Below are 18,583 nucleotides of genomic sequence, written 5' to 3' on the forward strand. Positions count from 1 at the left end.
ATTAGTATGTTTCATCTATGCATATCAGGACAGACCTGAATATACCATTGTTAACGCTTGCAAAACTACTATAAATATAAATTCCACTATTTAACAATAACCCTGGAGTTGGATAGCCGCCTGATCCTGCACTGAACCAGGCAGCTGTTCCATTTCAATCTATTAGCAGGCTTACGCTTTAACTGCACCTAGCGTCATACCGCCAACGAAGTACTTTTGCAGGAACGGATATACAACCAGAATAGGTACAGTTACGACAATCGTAATCGCCATCTTGATCGATTCAGGTGAAATCTGCGCCATCTGCCGCGCCATATCGTTGGCATTCACCATGCCGCTGCCCTGATTGGTAGACGACAATACCTTCATAAGTTCATACTGCAGTGTAGTCAAATGCGGCTTGTTACCGTTATACAGATACGTTGTGAACCATTCATTCCATTGGCCAACGGCCAGGAACAGCGCGATGGTTGCCAGTACCGGTTTACAAAGCGGCAGGATGATCTTATAGAAAATCATAAAGTCATTCGCCCCGTCCAGCTTGGCAGATTCCTGAAGAGCAAAGGGAAGCCCATCCATAAAGGAACGGATAATGAAGACGTTAAATGCAGAAACCATACCCGGAAGGATGTAAATCCAGAACGTTCCGATCAGATTCAAATCTTTCATCAGAATGTACATAGGCACCATACCGCCGGAGAAATACATCGTCATGGCCAGGAAAGTTGAGATGAATTTTCTCGCTCTGAATTCCGGGCGGCTGAGCGTAAAGGCCAGCATGGAAGCACTGATCAGACCCAGAAGTGTACCTGAAAGGGTACGCAGAATGGATATCTTGAAGCCCTGAATCAGGCCGGTATAGCTGAAGATCCGCTGATAATTCTCAAGCGTCCAGGCTCTCGGGAAGATATAGATGCCGCCCCGAACGGTATCTGTAGATTCATTGAAAGAAATCGCCAGTACGTTCAGGAAGGGATACAACGTCACAATCATGATTAAGGTAAGAGCAGTGTACAGAAAGATGTCGAATGCACGTTCACCTTTCGTCATTTGAAATGCTTTGCCACCCATTTATGGTCCCCTCCTTACATAATGCTTTCTTTAGTGAATTTCTTCATCAGACCGTTAGCCGTGAACAGCAGGATTACACTGACTACTGAGGTGAACATGCTTATTGCAGTACCATAAGAGAACCGCATGATCTGAATACCATACTTAAGCGCATACAAATCCAGCACTTCCGAATAATCGGTGACCAGGTTGTTCTGCAGCTGGAACTGTTTCTCGAAGCCGATACCGATCAGGTGGCCGATATTCATAATGAGCAGCACCATCACGGTTGAACGGATACCCGGCAAAGTAATATTGAACACTTGCTTAATTCTTCCCGCACCATCCACTTTTGCCGCTTCGTACAGCTCTTTATCAATCCCTGTAATCGCTGCCAAATAGATGATTGCACCCCAGCCTGTTTCTTTCCATATATCGGATGCAGTTAAAATCCCCCAGAAATATTTACCTTGGGCCATGAACTGGATCGGCTCATCAGTGATATGAAGCCACATCAGCAAATCGTTCACGATTCCGCCGTCGATTGCGAGTGTCTTGTAGACAATCCCGCCTACAACGACCCAGGAGACAAAGTGAGGCAGATAAGATACCGTTTGAACCGTTCTCTTGAAAATACTCCCCCGCAGCTCATTGAGCATAACGGCAAACGTAATTGGAACCACGAAGCCAAAGATCAGTCCGAGTACGCTCATTGACAGGGTATTTCTTAATACGAGATAGAAACGTTCGTCATGGAACAACTCCTTGAAGTTATCCAGTCCGACCCACTTCTGTTCGCCGAATGACTTAGCCGGCTTATAATTTTGGAATGCCATCAACCATCCCCATATGGGCACATAGCTGAAAATAAATACCCAGATCACGAATGGAAGAGACATCAGATATAAGTACTTTTGCTGCAGTACGCTTTTCCAAAATCCACTATTCCGTTTCGCAGGTGGGCGGGGGGTTACGCTTTCATTTGCTGTAACACCGTTTTCAGTGAGCGCTTTCACGATCATTATTCCCCCTTCGTTCTTATAGTCTTATCTTACCGCAGCACTCCGGGAGAGAATACCCAACAGATTTCACGTAAAATCCTGTCTAAATTAGAGATTCTCCCAGGCCGCGCTGCTTAAGACTTGAACTCGCTTTCAACGGGAATAGAAAACGCTATCTCGGTACCTTCTCCTGATCGGCTTGTAATTCTCAGACCATGCTCCTCTCCGTAATATAGAGTCAGCCTCTGATGCACATTGCGCAGGCCGATCCGTCCCCGTTCCTCTTCCTCCACTTTGCTAATCACATCTACGATCTCGGACAGCCTTTCCTCTATCATGCCGATGCCGTCATCTGTCACAAGCACCTGAACCTCCTGATTCTCATCCAGGGTTATACTGACGCTGACATGAACGGTACCTTGCTTATTCTCCAGCCCGTGGACTACGGAATTCTCTACGAGCGGCTGGATAATGAGCGGCGGGATCATAACTTCAGCTGTTCTAGGGTCAAACTTAATCTCATACTCCAGCCTGTCCTCATACCGGAATTTCTGGATCTCCAGATAAGAACGGATCATCTCTACTTCTTCCTTGATCGGTGCCCGTTCGCGGCCTACTTCGAGGTTCTTGCGCATAAGCTTACCAAGCAGTCTGACGATGTTCGCAATCTCCTTCTCGCCCTTAAGATGCGCATTCATGCGGATCGATTCCAGTGCGTTGAATAGGAAATGCGGATGGATCTGGCTCGCCATCATCTTTAATTTGATCTCCCGCTGGGCGATCTCCAGAGCGCTGTTCTTCTCATTGCTCTCAATAACCTGGGTGATCAGCCGGTTAATACTTGCCACCATGTAATTGAATTGCCGCGACAGCTGGCCGATCTCATCCGTGCCGTCAATCCGGGAGACGATATTCAGATTGCCAAGGGCTACCTGATTCAGCTGGCGGCTCAGGCGCAGCAGACGGTTGGTGGTCAGCAGGGAGATGGTGTATACAAACACAAGGGCAACCAGCAGCACCCCAATAACGATCAGGAGGCCCAGCTTACTGACATTATTGGCATCGCTCAGAATGCTTTTCGTTTCAAATATAGAGATAATCTTCAGCTTGCTGCTGCTCAGCTCAGGAGACATTTCATCAATAATGACGTAAGAATCCTTGCCCTTCACCCTGGTTTTGAGCACACCCTTGGACTGCAATTGCACATCGACGCCAATGTCAAAATCATCGACTGTGCTGCCTACAAGCTGCGGATCATTGGCCGACACAATATAACCCTGCTCATCGATGATTAACGTATCAAACGGCTCCTGGTAGAGCATCTGATTCAGTTCGTCCTGAGAAACCTGTACCATCAGTATTCCGGATTTACCGGATTCCCGGTAGTATACCTGACGGATCAGGCTGAGCTTGTTGATCGTTCCTTTGGGGCTGTTGAAATATTTTTCCTTGTCGGAAATGTACATCCAGTAAATCTCTCCGCTCTGCATGGCCTTCTTGTACCAGGCTCTGGACTCCAGCTCCGGAGTCAATGGTGCAATCGACATATCATCCACCAGGCTCGGATTATCAATGAAAAAACGGATATTGGAAATTTCTCGGTACCGCAGAACAAATACTCGGATATCCGTGTAACTCAAATAAGCCTTTGTAAGCGCCAGTGCATCCGGGTAATGCGTAGTGACCAGCCGCTCAAGCTCCTCGTCAAAATAGAGCAGATTAGAAATATCCGTAGGAACACGCAGCTTGCTGGACAATTGGCTTTTGATCTTCTCCACGTTGTTGGTGGCCTGATCAATCGCTCTGTTCAAGGCTCCCTCACGAAAATAGCTTGTAAGAATAATACCAACAATCAGCACAGGTATCATGACGACAATAATGTAGAAAAAAATCAGCTTATATTTCAGCTTCATATTATTGATCATTCGCACCAGCTTCTTAATAACACTTCCCCCTTCCGTTCAATGGAAAACAGGCTGCTCCCTTATCCTCTGCAGATAGGGAACAGCCTGTATATCATAAGCCTCACGCTGAACGTTCGGCAAGTTCACAGTTCTAACCGCCCATACTGCTCGCGGGCCTGCCCGGCAGCCGGGGTATTAATTCTCTTTGCGGTAGGCCGACGGAGACACTCCGACATATTTGCGGAACTTGGCATTAAAATAATCGGAGTTCATATAACCGACCCGTTCTGCAACCTCATAGACCTTCATGCCTTGGGTCAGGAACTGCTTGGCTTTCTCAATTCTGACTTTATCCAGATACGTGTTGAAGTGTTCTCCCACCTGATTCTTGAACATCTTGCCCAGATACGCGCTATTATAGTTGAAAATTTCGGAAAGCGAGCCCAGCTTCAAATTCTCATTATAGCGGCGCTGGATCAGGTCCGTGATCCGCTTGATTTCATCTCCGCGCCCGCCGCTGCCGATCAGCCCGGAAATTTGCTCCATATAAGCTGATACCAGCTGCTCCACATCATGCAGGTTAGCGCTGCTGTACATTTCACCCATAGGCGAGGCTTGACCGGCAATCAGTGCACGGATGTCCGGATTCGCTGCCTCCAGGCGGGCAATGGTACTGCTGACAATCCGCATCAGGTTATCCTTGATATAAGCTTCTTCGCGCCGGGCATGAACCAGCTGGCGGACAATTTGCCCTATAAGCCCGCGGGCCACCTCACCGCTTCCGGCCTCAACAGCAAGCAGCAGCTGTACCTCCACATCCCGCTCCGGGTCCGGCTCCTCCTCGAATTCTCCCGTCCTCTTCACGGGTTCATTCCAGTTATCCGGCTTCCCGCTTAGCAGCGTGTCCTTCTGCCCGAAAAAAGACTCGTCCAGCCGGCTACGTGCTGTGGCGAACGACAGGAACGCCTCTTCCGGGCTGCCTGCTGCACCGCCTGCTGCCGCCTGAAACTCCAGTCCTTCCTTCGCTGTAATCGAATGCAGCTCCTGCCATAGCGACTCCCGGGCACTGTCATTTGCAAGCGGTTCCTTCAAAAGAATCCCCATATACGGGGGAAGCGTGAAGAATAAGCCGCGCTCTTCCTCTTCCAGCCAATGCCGCTCCATCAGGCTCTTCACCTGTTCCTCACGGCTGTCTCCTCCTTTGTTAAGCCCTTTCAATTCCAGCAATATCACTTCGCAGCTGCATCCTTCGAGACCCAGCTGAGCCGCAGCCTCTGCGGGGGCCTCTCCGCCTTCCTTCGGCTGCAGCAGCTCGCGCAGCAGCACTTCGGTGGTCTTTGCCGGCTCCCCTGACTGCCATTCGATTATCTGTTCTTCCAGGCTTATCTTCTCACGCAGCTCCTGCAGGTAGGTGATCAATTCCTCCTCATCGACCGGCTTAAGCAAATAACCGTCGATATGGTAGGCAATCGCCCGTTTGGCATATTCAAAGTCAGCATAGCCGCTAAGAATCAGCACATGGCAGTTAGGGCTCTCTTTGCGGAGCTCGGAGATCAGTTCCAGACCGTCCATCCCGGGCATGCGGATATCTGCAATCACAAGGCCGGGCGCGAGCGCCTTGAACTTATCCAGTGCTTCGTATCCGTTCGCCGCCGTCGCCACTACGGTATAGCCCTCTTCTTCCCAGGGAATCAGCGTCCGCATCCCTTCTCTTAGCTTGGGCTCATCATCTACAATCAGTACTTTGATCAATATGGGTTCACCCCCTTATTTAAAAAGAAAACAGCTGCCACCCTGAAAGGAATGGCAGACATTAAGTGCTGGATATAAAACTTTATTAATTGAATAGAGCTATCTCCAATGGAGATTCCGGCGTAACTGCACACTCTCATCTTCTTATTGTCTTTAAATACTCAAAATTATACAGGTGGTTATTTAACTCTTTATGTGATTGTTTATATTTTACACTAAATTATTTACGATACAAAGCCAGCTTCTCATTCAGCCCGCGGGTCTGGCTGTACACTTCCTGGTACAAGGCGAAGATGCCGTCGTAGATTGCAGCCTGCTCTGCATTAGGAGTGTAGGTTTCAGCCGGACGGATGAAGGCTTCCGCGCACGCTCCCAGCGATTCAAACCAGCCGGCACCGTAAGCAGCCAGCATCGCCGCGCCCATCGCCGGACCTTGCTCACTCTCCAGCTTGATGATCGAAGCGCCGAAGATATCAGCCTGCATCTGCAGCCAGGCTTCATTCTTGGCGCCGCCGCCGATCGCCACCACCTCGGTGATCTCTTTGCCGGATTCGCGTACAATCTCAATCGATTCACGCAGCGAGAAGGTGATGCCTTCCAGCACAGCGCGTGTAAAGTAGGGCAGTGTATGGCCGGAATCCATGCCGATGAAGCTGCCGCGGATGTTCGCATCCGGATGCGGTGTACGTTCTCCGCTGATATACGGTGTGAACAAGAGGCCGCTGCTGCCGGCCGGGATATCATTAACGCCGTGAAGCAATTCGTCGAAGCTCTTCTCGGCGGCAAAGGTCTCCTTGAACCAGGTCAGACTGTGGCCCGCCGCCAGGGTAACGCCCATGATATAGAAGGCATCCTGCTCACTGTGATTGAAGAAATGGACTTTGCCTTCGAGGTTAAGATCCTTGTTGCTCTCATAAGACAACACGACTCCGGAAGTCCCGATGCTGCACATCGTCCGGCCTTCACCCAGAATTCCGGCACCGAGTGCGCCGCAGGCATTGTCTGCACCACCGGCGAACACCTTGGTAGAAGGCAGCAATCCGGAAGCTTCGGCAATCTCCGGAAGCAGCGTTCCGGTCTGCTCGAAGGATTCCACAAGTCTAGGGCAGATAGAGAGCGGCAGACCGAAGGCTTCGGCAATCTCCGGGCTCCACTCCTTGGAGCCTACGTCGAGCAGCAGGGTTCCGGCTGCGTCTGAATAATCCATAGCATAGTCACCGGTCAGGCGGTAACGCACATAATCCTTCGGCAGCAGGAACAGCTCAGCCTGCGACATTACCTCTGGCTCGTTCTCTTGAACCCATAGAATCTTCGGAAGCGTGAAGCCTTCCAGCGCGCGGTTTCTGGCAATTTCGATCAGCTTGCCGCCAAGCGTCTTCTCAATCTTGCGGCACTGGGCTGTTGTGCGTGTATCGTTCCACAGGATCGCCGGACGCAGAGCCTTGCCTTCGCCGTCAACCAGCACCAGTCCATGCATTTGACCGGAGAAGCTGATTCCATCGACTTGCGAAGAATCTACACCGGATACCTCCATCAGCCGTTTCAGGCTGACGATCGTTCCTTTAACCCAGTCCTCGGGATTCTGCTCACTCCAGTTCGGCTGGGGTCTGCTAAGCGGGTAAGCCTCAGAGTGCTCGAACGCTACTTTGCCCTGGGGATCTACCAGTACAGTCTTCACTGCGCTGGTTCCGAGATCGACACCGATTACATATTTCATAGTTATCCTCCTAAAAGTTATATGAAGCATTACTTCTATTGGAACATCTCCGCAATATAACTCGCCTCGTAAGCATAATCTTAAGTTTTGCGAGCTTCTGCTTCCTGAATTCACTTCAAGCAAAACTCGCTTCGTAAGCATCTGCTTAATTATATGAAGCATTAACCCTCTTACTGAAGCCTGTGCATTGCACAAAATACATCCATAGAGCCATTCTCCGCCGTGCACATCTTTTCTCCACCAATAAAAGGGGGCTGCCGAAGAATGCTCTCTTCAGCAACCCCCGTTGCGTTTATCCTCTGATGAATCTGCGGCAGTCACCGCAGACCCGGTACAGTCTTATTCAGCAGTCAGGATGTACTGGTTAAGTGTAGCTCTCAGCAATTCCTGGCGTCCGGACTTGTTCGGACGCGGGTTCTCGTTGTTCAGCGCATAGTCAGCAAGCGAAGCAAGTGTCGCTTTGCCGGATACGATGTCAGCGCCAATGCCTTCATTGAAGCTGCTGTAACGCTCAGCAATGAAGTTCTCGAATACGCCGTCTTCCAGCAGCTTCGCAGCTACCTTCAGGCCCTTAGCGTAGATGTCCATACCGGAGATGTGTGCCAGGAACAGATCCTCAGGCTCGAAGGAAGGACGGCGTACTTTGGAGTCAAAGTTGATTCCGCCTTTGCCCAGACCATCGTTCTTCAGTACTTCGTACAGAGTCAGAGTAGAATCGTAGATGCTTGCAGGGAATTCATCGGTATCCCAGCCGAGCAATGGATCGCCCTGGTTCGCATCAAGCGATCCCAGCATGCCGTTGATACGGGCTACGTGCAGCTCATGCTCGAAGGTATGGCCGGCCAGTGTAGCATGGTTAGCTTCAAGGTTCAGCTTGAAGTGCTTATCCAGGTTGTACTTCTGCAGGAATGCGATACAGGTTGCTGCATCGAAGTCATATTGGTGTTTGGTAGGCTCTTTCGGTTTAGGCTCGATCAGGAACTGGCCTTCGAAGCCGATTTCCTTAGCATAATCAACAGCCATGCTGAACAGACGGGCAATGTTGTCTTGCTCAAGGCTCATATTTGTATTCAGCAGTGTTTCGTAGCCTTCACGGCCGCCCCAGAATACATAGTTGTCAGCGCCCAGACGTTTACCCACTTCCAGACCTTTCTTCACCTGTGCAGCAGCGTGTGCGAACACATCAGCGTTGCAAGTGGAGCCTGCACCGTGCATGTAGCGCGGGTTGGTGAACATATTGGCCGTGTTCCACAGCAATTTTTTGCCGGAAGCCTTCATGCCTTGTTCAAGGATATCTACGATTGTATCGATGTTGCTGTAGAACTCACGCAAGGACGCGCCTTCTGGAGCGATGTCCACATCATGGAAGCAGTAGTACTGCAGATCCATCTTCTCCATGAACTCAAATGCTGCTTCTGCACGGGCCTTGGCCTTGTCCAGTGTGCTCAGCTTGTCCCAAGCGCGGACTGCTGTTTCAGCGCCGAAGGGATCGGAACCGCCAGCGGTTAATGTATGCCAATATGCCATTGCAAATTTCAAGTGCTCTTCCATAGTTTTGCCGGCAACGATTTCTTTAGGGTTGTAGAATTTGAATGCGTAAGGGTTAGTGGAACGGCTTCCCTCGTAAGAGATCTTGCTCACTGTTTCAAAATAAGCCATTTGTAAAATCCTCCTCGATATTTTGCTTCGCCCGCAAGCGTTTACAGCAACATCTTAACACATCTTTCGGACTTTGTATATTGGTTAAACAAAGTTTTTGAGAATTTTTATTTTGTCTGTTTTTTATCCTGTCCCGGCAGAGCAGCCACTCTCTTCTCCCTTTATTTTCACTATATGATGCTGAACATAAAGTACCCTCCGGCAGTGCAGCCTATGCGTATAACTGTAATTCCCCCGCCTCCCCCGGACGTTAATCTAGTTGCTTTTTGCCGCTCTTCATTCTAGACTAAATGGCATACCTTCTCCGCGTAAACGCTGCCTCAAGGCTTATTGCATTACGTATGCGGGAAAACCGAAACCTATAAGCTCTGCCCTGATTGAGTGCCTTCCTCATTTATGTGCCGTACTCAGCAGGCCGGATCGTCTTATATTTCAAAAAAGGAAGTGTGCTTCTTGAAAGTTACCGGTGATCAGGCGCTGGTCAAAAAAATTAACAAATCGATTATTTTACATACGATCCGCATGCAGTCCCCCGTCTCCCGGGCCAAGGTGTCCGAGATGACAGGTCTTAACAAAGCTACGGTCTCCAATCTAGTCGCCGAGCTCTGCGGGCAGGAGCTGGTTACCGAAGCCGGTCCCGGAGAATCCAGCGGGGGACGCAAACCGCTTATGCTGCATTTCAACGAAATGGCCGGAAGCGTTATCGGGATCGAACTGCGTGTTAAACAGCTTAAGGCCGTGCTCTGCAATCTGGGAGGCGGCATTCTTCATGAACGGGATTGTGCGCTGGCAGCCCACGACTTCCCTTATGTACTGGGGCAGATGCAGCAGATGATCTCGGAGCTGATTGCCGAGGCGCCTCCTTCACCCTATGGCCTCGTCGGCATCGGAGTCGGCGTGCCGGGAATGGTGGATGAACACGGAGTCGTGCTGTTTGCGCCCAACCTTGGCTGGGAAATGGTCGATCTGCGGTCGATTCTGGAAAGCGCCTTCGCGGTTCCGGTCACCATTGACAATGAAGCCAATGCCGGGGCACAAGGGGAGCTGAACTTCGGGGCGGCGCGGGATGTGCGCCATCTGCTGTACATCAGTGCAGGCTCGGGGATCGGGTCCGGAATCATCATCGGCGGAGAGTTGTATAAGGGCGCACGCGGATACGCCGGGGAGACCGGGCATATGACGATTGAGGCGGAAGGCAAGCCCTGCAGCTGCGGCAGCCGGGGCTGCTGGGAGCTCTATGCTTCGGAGAAAACGTACGATAATCCCGGCCTTTCCCTGCCTGCCCGTACCACGACCGAACTGGTGGCGTATGCGCTGGAGGGGCAGCCGGATACCCTGCAGCACTTTAGCTCCATCGGGGAATATCTGGGCATCGGGGTCACTAATCTGATCAACAGCTTCAATCCGGAGCTGATTGTCATTGGGGGAGCTCTGTCTGAAGCTGAACCGTGGCTGGGCGAGCCGCTGCGCCGGGTAGTAGCCGAGCGTACGCTTCCTTACCACAAGCAGCAGCTTGAGATCACCTTCTCCAGGCTGGGCAGCCGCGGAACGATGATTGGCGCAGGCTTTTCTGCAGTCATGCACTTTCTCGGCAATATCCGGGTAACCCTATAGAAGGATGATTTCAGCGTAAAACATATAAGCTCTTATATTTTCGTAAAATTGCCGCATTTGCAGCAGCATTTCCTGCACTAAAAGGAATAGCAATCCTATATAATAAGGATATACGTGTGACATTTGTCACCATACCCCTTTTTCTGAAATGGAGAGAGCGTCCATGACCTATGTTGATACGTCAGATATTTCAGCGAAGATGTTCATCACCGTGCTGCTGCTGCTGCTTGTTATCGCCCCACTCATCAGCCTTGGCGTCCTGCGCCTGTTCCAATCGAGGAAGAAATCCGGATTCATGCTTATTAGCAGCGGTATTGCCGTATATGCTGTTTTTCAAATTGTCATGTCGTTTACTCATACTTAGCCTAGCGGCCTCCAAACGGGGTTCATGCTTGCAAGACAGCGGTATCCTGTATCTCCTTCATGTATCTGTTTTAGCAGGAAATACAAAAAGCAGCCTGGATTCAATGACTGCTTTTTGATATATCCGTTGTTCCCCGGGTGCGCAGTACACACTCAAACCGCTCAACCCTGGATATTTTTCTCCCAGACTGTGAATCTCAAACCCTGCCTTGCTATAAAAGCCCACCGCATCCTGATCCGTATCTGCCCTGATCAGCTCTACCTGCTCCCATCCGGCAATTTCTGCGATCATATTGCTGCCAAGTGTCCGTCCGCGCCAACTCTTCTGTACAGCCAGATGTCTGATCTCCACCTCATGTGCAGCAGCGCAGCTGATTCCGGTGATTCCGGCCAATTCCCCGTTAACTCTCTGGTCATCCGGCCACATACATTCTGCAAGCAGGCTCTTCACCGCATCGCTGTCCCAGTAATTCTTTAAGCTGATTAACAATTTCCCTTCTCCTCTAAGTTCAGGACAACGAAAAAACCGCCTCCGGAGGGAAGCGGCTAATATATTCTCCTTAAGTCCGGCCAGCTATTCCTTAAATCGTAGCCAAAGCCTTGTCGAACTTGGTTTTGTTCATGCCGACGATTTTGAACTCACCGATAACCGTAATAGGAACAGCTCTCATGCCCATATCCCATACCTGCTGCGCATAATCATCGTTCTGCTCGATGTTGCGCTCTTCGTAGGCTACACCTTTATCGTTCAGGAAGCTCTTCACCTGACGGCAATGCGGACAATTGGTTGAAGTGTAAACAATTACATTCTCCATAGTATGATCTCCTCCTAATTTGTAAGTATAAGAATCTGTGATCTATTGTAGCACCGGAGTGCCTTCTATTCCAAATGGAATCTTACAGAATAACCGCGCTGTGCTCCAGGCTCTCGATATATTTCTCGGCATCCATCGCCGCCATACAGCCGCTGCCTGCAGCCGTAATCGCTTGTCTGTAACGGGTATCCTGCACGTCACCGCAAGCAAACACGCCGGGAATATTCGTCTCAGAGGTTCCGAGATTTGACACAATGTAGCCGCTAGCATCCGTAGTGATTTGTCCGCCCAGGAAAGAAGTATTGGGATGATGGCCGACAGCTACGAATACACCGCTGGCTTCAATGAATTCTTCTTCACCGGTCTCATTGTTAATCACCTTCAGGCCAGTCACACCTTTGTCTCCGGCAATAACTTCAACAGGCGTACGGTTGAGTCCCCAGGTAACTTTGGCATTGTCGCGTACACGATCCTGCATAATCTTGGAGGCCCGCAGCTCTTCGCGACGGTGCACCAGGGTTACTTTTGACGCGAATCTTGTCAGGAAGCCCGCTTCCTCCAGCGCCGAATCGCCGCCGCCGACAACCACGATTTCTTTGCCGCGGAAGAAGAATCCGTCACAGGTTGCGCAAGTGCTGACACCGCGTCCGATATTATCCTGCTCCCCGGGAATCCCGAGATATTTCGCTGTAGCGCCGGTGGAAATAATCAATGTATCTGTAACCAGTGTGCCCATGCCTTCAACATTCAGCTTGAACGGACGTTCGCCCAGCTCTACACTGTTCACCCAGCCGGTAACGAACTGTGCTCCGAAACGTTCAGCCTGCTTGCGCATATTGTCCATCAGATCCGGACCCAAAATGCCTTCCGGGAATCCTGGGAAGTTCTCGATCTCTGTTGTAGTTGTAAGCTGTCCGCCTGGCTGCGGACCTTCGATAACGAGCGGGTTCAGGTTCGCCCGGGCCAAGTATATGGCAGCCGTCAATCCGGCCGGTCCAGTACCTACAATAATTGATTTGTACATGATTATATCCTCCTTGAGATGGACGGCAAAGACGCCATTTCTTAATTAAAATTATTATAATGTAGTATTTATTATGATCATCTCAAGGGAAGTTGTCAATATGCCAGACACGGTGAAAACGCACCTATTTTGTGAACAATTCAATTTTAAGCAATTAAATATTTGGCAGGGCCGGATAAACGGTCTTTCTGGCTTTTTTTAGCGCAACAGACGCAGTCCGTTAAGGATTACAAGAATGGTGCTGCCCTCATGGCCCACCACGCCAAACGGCAACGCAATCCCCTGTACAAAGTTGCTGATCATCAGTGTGGCGATTACGGCCACAGCAAAAATCATATTCTGCTTCACAATCCGCTGCGTACGGCGGGCCAGGGCAATCGTAGAAGCAATCTCCTCGATATTATCGTTCATCAGCACCACATCGGCAATCTCCAGCGCGGCTCCGCTGCCTTTCATGCCCATTCCCATACCTACTGTTGCTGTAGCCAGCGCAGGCGCATCATTAACACCGTCACCCACCATAATCACATGGCCGTATTGTTCACGAAGTGCTTTGATATGCGATACCTTATCTTCTGGCAAAAGACCGGCGAATACCAGGTCCACTCCGGTCTTCCCGGCAATCACCTGTGCGGTGGCCTCACGGTCCCCGGTAAGCATCGCTACCTTAATGCCCAGCTCCTGCAGCTTACGTACGGCTGTCTCCGCCTGGGAACGTACGGTATCCTGCAGCGCAATCATTCCGGCAATGGTATCACCGGCGAGAATCAGCGATACTGTCTTCCCTTCCTGCTCCAGCTCGCTGCGCAACGCTCTCCAGTATTCCGAATCCCCCTGCGGTGCAGTACCGTGCACTTCATCCAGCAGATTGGACTTGCCGATCCGCCACAGGCGGCCGTTAATGGTCCCCTCAATGCCCCAGCCGGTAACCGATTTGCTCTCTTCGATGGTGAGCAGCTCTACCTGCTCGGCTTCAGCAAGCGCAACAATGGCTTCCGCGAGCGGATGGCCGGACAGCTTCTCAATCGAAGCACTGACGGCCAGCAGCTCTTCACGTCCATACCCTTCTCCGGCGATGAAATCCGTGACCTGCGGAACCCCTTCCGTCAATGTGCCTGTTTTGTCAAAAGCAACTACAGAGGTGCGTGCCATATTTTCCAGATGGACACCGCCTTTGAAGAGAATCCCTTTGCGCGCACTCTTCGAGATGGCCGACAGCATGGCCGGCATAATGGAGGATACGAGTGCACACGGAGAAGCCACTACCAGGAAGACCATTGCTTTATAGAAGGTATTGCTCCAGCTCCAGTCCAGCAGAAACGGCGGCAAAGTGATCAACAAGGCCGTTGCGGCTACTACTACGCGGGCATAGACGGATTCCAGCCGTTTGATAAAACGCTGCGAATCCGGCACCTCATTCTCTGCTTCTTCAACCATCCGGATGATCTTGGCGAACAAGGTATTCTCTGCCGATTTGGTAACTTCAATATATAGCGGGCCTTCGCCATTGACTGTACCGGCGAAAACTTCACTTCCGGCTGCCTTATCTACGGGAAGCGATTCTCCGGTAATGGACGCCTGATTGACGGAGGATTCCCCACGGCATACCTTGCCGTCAGCTGGGATAAGCTCCCCGGGACGGACCAGCAGCAGATCTCCGATGGCCAGCAGATCAATCGCCACCTCATTCATTGCCCCCTGCTCAATGCGTACTGCCGTGGCAGGTTTGAGCGCCAGCAGCGAGGAGATATCCTTCTTACTGCGCTCCATCGTGTAACTCTCCAGCGCCCCGCTCAGCGCAAAGATGAAGATTAGCATCGCGCCTTCATTCCAGTAACCGATGGAAGCTGCGCCGAGAGCCGCGGCAATCATCAGCAGATTGACATCCAGATCGCGTTCCTTGACCAGCGTCTCCACGCCTTCCTTCGCCTTGATCCAGCCGCCTATTGAATAGGAGATCACATAGAGAATAACGGATATCGTCTCAGACCAGCCGCTGGCGGCCCAGGCGATCAGCATCATCAGCCCGCTTCCGAGCGCTGCCTGCATTTCGGCATTTGAGATCATAGCCAGCGGATCGAAGCGGCGCGGCTCCGGCGTCCGCGGCTGCTTAGCGCCTCCTTGACGCGCGATCGATTTAGGCATTTCTTTCGAGGTTGAATGCATGATAAATCACCTTCCTGATTGTATTTGTATAAGAGCACACTTGAGAATGAGAGCCAGAATGAGAACCATTATGACCCGACTGAGAATGAGAGCAGAATGAGAACCATTATGACTCGACTGAGAATGAGAGCAGAATGAGAACCATTATGACCCGACTGAGAATGAGAGCCATTATTAAGACCCTTAAAATGACACATGCTGCCCCGGCTTAGCCGGGACAGCATGTTAAATGAGAATGATAATCATTGTTGCGATAATGCAACTATATTTCCTCTGTGCAACTTATAGCTATACTATATCACGCCCAGCGGAAAAGTAAACCCACAAACAAGCCTGTTATTTCGGGAGGGTTGGCCTCCACCTTGGGCAAAGCCCGCACGCCTGTTGGGGGATGTTAGAGAAGTTGAGAGAAGTTGAGAGAAGTTGAGAGAAGTTGAGAGAAGTTGAGAGAAGTTGAGAGGGGTTGGGAGGAGTTTGCGGAAATTATGGAGGCTGCAGAGAATGGCGTTGGTAGTGCGAGCGAAAGGTGTGTGGAGTTTGCATAAGCCGGCTGCTGTGTTCTGTTATGAGAGTCCGCCCATATGATGCTATATAGAGTGAACTTAAGTATCTGACTTGCTGCATGGGCGGAACCTTCGGGTAACAAGGGGTTCACCCATCGGCTGGCCATCACTCTTAGGTTCAGCTTATATAAGTGGAAAAACGTATCTTAATTCGGACGAATGGAGTGATTTCAAGCAAGCAATTGGAAAAAAGGCATTTAATTCGGTTCATTTACCTTCATGTAGCTCATACGCAGCGATTTAAGTGCTGTTTATCCAACTGCTGTTTTAGCAGACGCTCTTCGTTCATCAGCAAGTGGAGAAAATCCAACTATTTCCGGCCGCCGCAGCATCCCGTGACGGAGAATTTGAGGATAATTGCTTTTTCGAGGGATAAAAATATGCCCCGCCATAATTCTAATGGTGCAGCTGGCGGGACACTTTTGAGTATGCATTAAGCTCTGCCTACAACTATAGTAGAACCTCCACTTTCACCGAGCTACGATCCGGATAGACAGGCACTACCGTACCTGCCAGCAATTCACCGTCAACACGGATTTCCTTGACGCCTGTGCAGACACTGCTCTCGTTCTTCACAGTAATCTCATACAAGCAGCCGCGGAATCTCCGGTAAACAGAGAAGCCCTCCCAGGAAGACGGGATGCACGGGTTAACCGACAGTCCGCCAATAACGGGCTTAATGCCCATAATATACTGCGTAGCGGCTATATACATCCACGCAGCAGTTCCGGTCAGCCAGGATACATTCGCCAGCCCGAATCTGTCGGATTCCGGTCCGAACAGGTTGGAGGCATAGACATAAGGTTCCGCTTTATAGCGCCATAATCCGGCTTGTTCCATCGCAATATTAGGAATCAGCTGGCGGTAATATTTGTAGGCTTGATCTCCTCTGCCCAGCATGCATTCTGCAATAATCGCCCAGGTGTTGGCGTGGCAAAAGACGGCCCCGTTCTCTCCTGTCCCCTTGTTGTAATTGGTCAGCGGATCTGCGGGATCGGGGAAGTTGGTAATGGACGGGTGCAGCTTCTTAATGCCAAGCTCCGTATCCAGAATGTCGCGAACACTGTCCATGGCCTGGAGCGCTTTATCAGGCTCTCCCATGCCGGACAGGGTCGCCCAGGTCTGGGCGTTAAGCCAAATCTGGGCTTCGTCATGCTCAGCGGTGCCCAGATAACGCCCGTCATCCATGACTGCCCGCCGGAACCATTGGCCGTCCCAGCCGAGCGTGTTCACCAGCCGCTTCTGCTCCTCGTACAGCCTGTCATAGTCCGCCGCATGCTCCAGATGACCGGCTGCTGCCGCCAGATCCTTCATACGAAGCAGCACGGTTCCGAACTGCATCGCCGTCCAGATGCTCTCTCCTCTGCCCTCGCGGCATACGCGGAACAGCTGGTCATTCCAGTCCGAGCGGAGCATCAGCGGGAAGCCGTTCGGCCCCAGCCGGGAGACGGTGAAGTCTACCGCACGCTTCAAATGATCATACAGCGGCGCTTCACCGCCATCATAGAAAGGCAGACTCTCCTGCAGGAATCCGGTATCGCCGGTCTCTGCGAGAATATCCCATACAGCCAGCGCCGTCCACAGGTGGTCATCCGAGTGAATACTGGTCACCGGGTCCCAGCCCTCATTCGGGAAAAAGTAATGATTCACATGCCCGTCCTGATACTGCTGCCCAAGCAGCAGGCGGACCTTGTCTTTGGCCGCCTCCGGATCTAATGGAGCTACGGCCAATATATCCTGAGCTGTGTCCCGGTAGCCTACTCCCCGGAATGTTCCCGTAGCATAGAACGAAATATTGCGCGAGAAAAGAAAGTTCCGCTGCGACTGATACGGATTCCAGATGTTGATCATGCGCTGTGCATCTTTATCCGGCAATTCACAGTTCCAGGCCCCCAGATAGCTGTCCCAGTTCTCCTTAAGCGCCGCAAAGGAACGGGTGACGAAATCCGCCTCCCGGGAATGGCCGATGGCCTGTTCGATCTCAGCCTCAGTCATCGCCGTCCCCAGGAAGAAGTTCACGGTACGGGTCTCGCCGGGCTGCAGCCTCACTTGAACCTGAAGCGCTCCGCAAGGATCTCCGCCCAGTATTGTCGAGCCGGTGCATCCACCCTGCTCAATCGCAGCCGGATTGGATTCGCTGCGGTAGCTGCCGATAAACTCTTCACGATCCCCGTCATAACCGGCTAGCGGCGCATCCGACATCATATAGACCAGCGGCGTCTCATCCGGCTTGGGCTGATTCTCAACTCCGTACTTGTAGATAAGAGCTTCCTTGGCATGATACTGCACCGACACCTGATGTTTGTTGTAGCATTGCCATTGCAGCTCGCGCATGAATTCCATCATGCCAAACTCGGCGTAGGCATACACATTCAGTTCTTTGACCTCGGTACTATTATTAGTCAGCGTCAAATTCCAGATCAGCGAGTTCTCGTAAGGTCCGACAAAGTAAACGGTCTTTGCCGAAACTTCATCCTGCGCGGCTTCAAAGCGGGTATACCCCATGCCGTGGCTGCTCTTCCATTCCTGCGGCTTCTGAAAAGCCGGCTCATAGGTAGGGCACCAGTAGCTGCCCGTTCCGGCATCCTGCAGGTAAATATAAGGGCCTGAGCGGTCGGTCGGCAGATGAAAGAAACGGTAGCGTGTAATCCGCCAGATCTGCGGAGATTTATAAAAGGCTAATCCGCCGCCCGCATGGGACAGCATGGTATGGAAGGTGCCGTTGGATAAATAGTTCAGCCATGGGGTCGGCATATCATGGCGCTTGAACTCTACCTCCTTCGCGTCATCGCGGAAGGTGAAATACTGGTCCAGCTCCTGCTCGCGGGCAAACGCGCTGCCCCCGGCTGCCGGTTTTACAGCCTTGTTACTCTGTGTGCGGCCGGAGTCGCCTGCCGGAGTGATTGTTCCCGGTTGGTTCGTCATTAGTCTGGCTCCTCTTCATATAGGATTACT

Annotated in this window: 13 protein-coding genes; 2 read left to right on the forward strand and 11 right to left on the reverse strand. The window is 51.3% G+C overall.

Features of this window, described 5'->3' with window-relative positions; genetic code table 11:
• Positions 1–171 precede the first annotated feature (171 nt).
• From R50912_RS28715 to xylA, 6 genes are all read right to left on the reverse strand, one after another.
• Positions 172–1,071, reverse strand: coding sequence for a carbohydrate ABC transporter permease (locus R50912_RS28715; protein WP_042239743.1), 900 nt, complete (start codon positions 1,069–1,071; stop codon positions 172–174).
• 14 nt (positions 1,072–1,085) lie between these two features.
• Positions 1,086–2,072 (reverse strand): ABC transporter permease, encoded by a 987-nt coding sequence (locus tag R50912_RS28720; protein WP_081956700.1) that lies wholly within the window; start codon positions 2,070–2,072, stop codon positions 1,086–1,088.
• A gap of 113 nt (positions 2,073–2,185) precedes the next feature.
• Positions 2,186–3,976 carry a sensor histidine kinase gene (locus tag R50912_RS28725; RefSeq protein ID WP_042239745.1) on the reverse strand — a complete coding sequence of 597 codons (1,791 nt, stop codon included), beginning with the start codon at positions 3,974–3,976 and terminating at the stop codon, positions 2,186–2,188.
• Between the two features lie 174 nt (positions 3,977–4,150).
• Positions 4,151–5,707 (reverse strand): response regulator transcription factor, encoded by a 1,557-nt coding sequence (locus R50912_RS28730; protein WP_042239747.1) that lies wholly within the window; start codon positions 5,705–5,707, stop codon positions 4,151–4,153.
• A 220-nt stretch (positions 5,708–5,927) separates the two neighbouring features.
• On the reverse strand, positions 5,928–7,424 hold the full coding sequence (gene xylB / locus R50912_RS28735) for a xylulokinase (RefSeq protein ID WP_042239748.1): 1,497 nt from the start codon (positions 7,422–7,424) through the stop codon (positions 5,928–5,930).
• 339 nt (positions 7,425–7,763) lie between these two features.
• Positions 7,764–9,083, reverse strand: coding sequence for a xylose isomerase (xylA, locus tag R50912_RS28740; protein ID WP_042239750.1), 1,320 nt, complete (start codon positions 9,081–9,083; stop codon positions 7,764–7,766).
• A 453-nt stretch (positions 9,084–9,536) separates the two neighbouring features.
• Here xylA and R50912_RS28745 point away from each other — a divergent pair, with 453 nt between their 5' ends.
• Both R50912_RS28745 and R50912_RS28750 read left to right on the forward strand, forming a co-directional pair.
• The gene (locus R50912_RS28745) at positions 9,537–10,697 is read left to right on the forward strand and encodes an ROK family transcriptional regulator (protein ID WP_042239752.1); all 1,161 of its coding nucleotides are present in this window, start codon (positions 9,537–9,539) and stop codon (positions 10,695–10,697) included.
• 163 nt (positions 10,698–10,860) lie between these two features.
• Positions 10,861–11,061: a hypothetical protein gene (locus tag R50912_RS28750; RefSeq protein WP_042239753.1), complete on the forward strand. Its 201-nt coding sequence runs from the start codon at positions 10,861–10,863 to the stop codon at positions 11,059–11,061.
• A 57-nt stretch (positions 11,062–11,118) separates the two neighbouring features.
• Here the strand turns inward: R50912_RS28750 and R50912_RS28755 are convergent, their stop codons facing one another.
• The 5 genes from R50912_RS28755 to R50912_RS28775 all read right to left on the reverse strand — a co-directional run bounded on the left by R50912_RS28755 (position 11,119) and on the right by R50912_RS28775 (position 18,553).
• On the reverse strand, positions 11,119–11,550 hold the full coding sequence (locus tag R50912_RS28755; protein WP_052416746.1) for a GNAT family N-acetyltransferase: 432 nt from the start codon (positions 11,548–11,550) through the stop codon (positions 11,119–11,121).
• A gap of 91 nt (positions 11,551–11,641) precedes the next feature.
• Positions 11,642–11,875, reverse strand: a complete 234-nt coding sequence (locus R50912_RS28760; RefSeq protein WP_039308604.1) for a glutaredoxin family protein — start codon at positions 11,873–11,875, stop codon at positions 11,642–11,644.
• 82 nt (positions 11,876–11,957) lie between these two features.
• Positions 11,958–12,899, reverse strand: a complete 942-nt coding sequence (gene trxB / locus R50912_RS28765) for a thioredoxin-disulfide reductase (RefSeq protein WP_042239756.1) — start codon at positions 12,897–12,899, stop codon at positions 11,958–11,960.
• 198 nt (positions 12,900–13,097) lie between these two features.
• The gene (locus R50912_RS28770; protein ID WP_042239758.1) at positions 13,098–15,065 is read right to left on the reverse strand and encodes a heavy metal translocating P-type ATPase; all 1,968 of its coding nucleotides are present in this window, start codon (positions 15,063–15,065) and stop codon (positions 13,098–13,100) included.
• A 1,013-nt stretch (positions 15,066–16,078) separates the two neighbouring features.
• Positions 16,079–18,553, reverse strand: coding sequence for a GH36-type glycosyl hydrolase domain-containing protein (locus tag R50912_RS28775; RefSeq protein WP_042239760.1), 2,475 nt, complete (start codon positions 18,551–18,553; stop codon positions 16,079–16,081).
• Positions 18,554–18,583: the final 30 nt, after the last annotated feature.

The organism is Paenibacillus sp. FSL R5-0912 (genome assembly GCF_000758605.1).
Taxonomy (GTDB): domain Bacteria; phylum Bacillota; class Bacilli; order Paenibacillales; family Paenibacillaceae; genus Paenibacillus_AQ.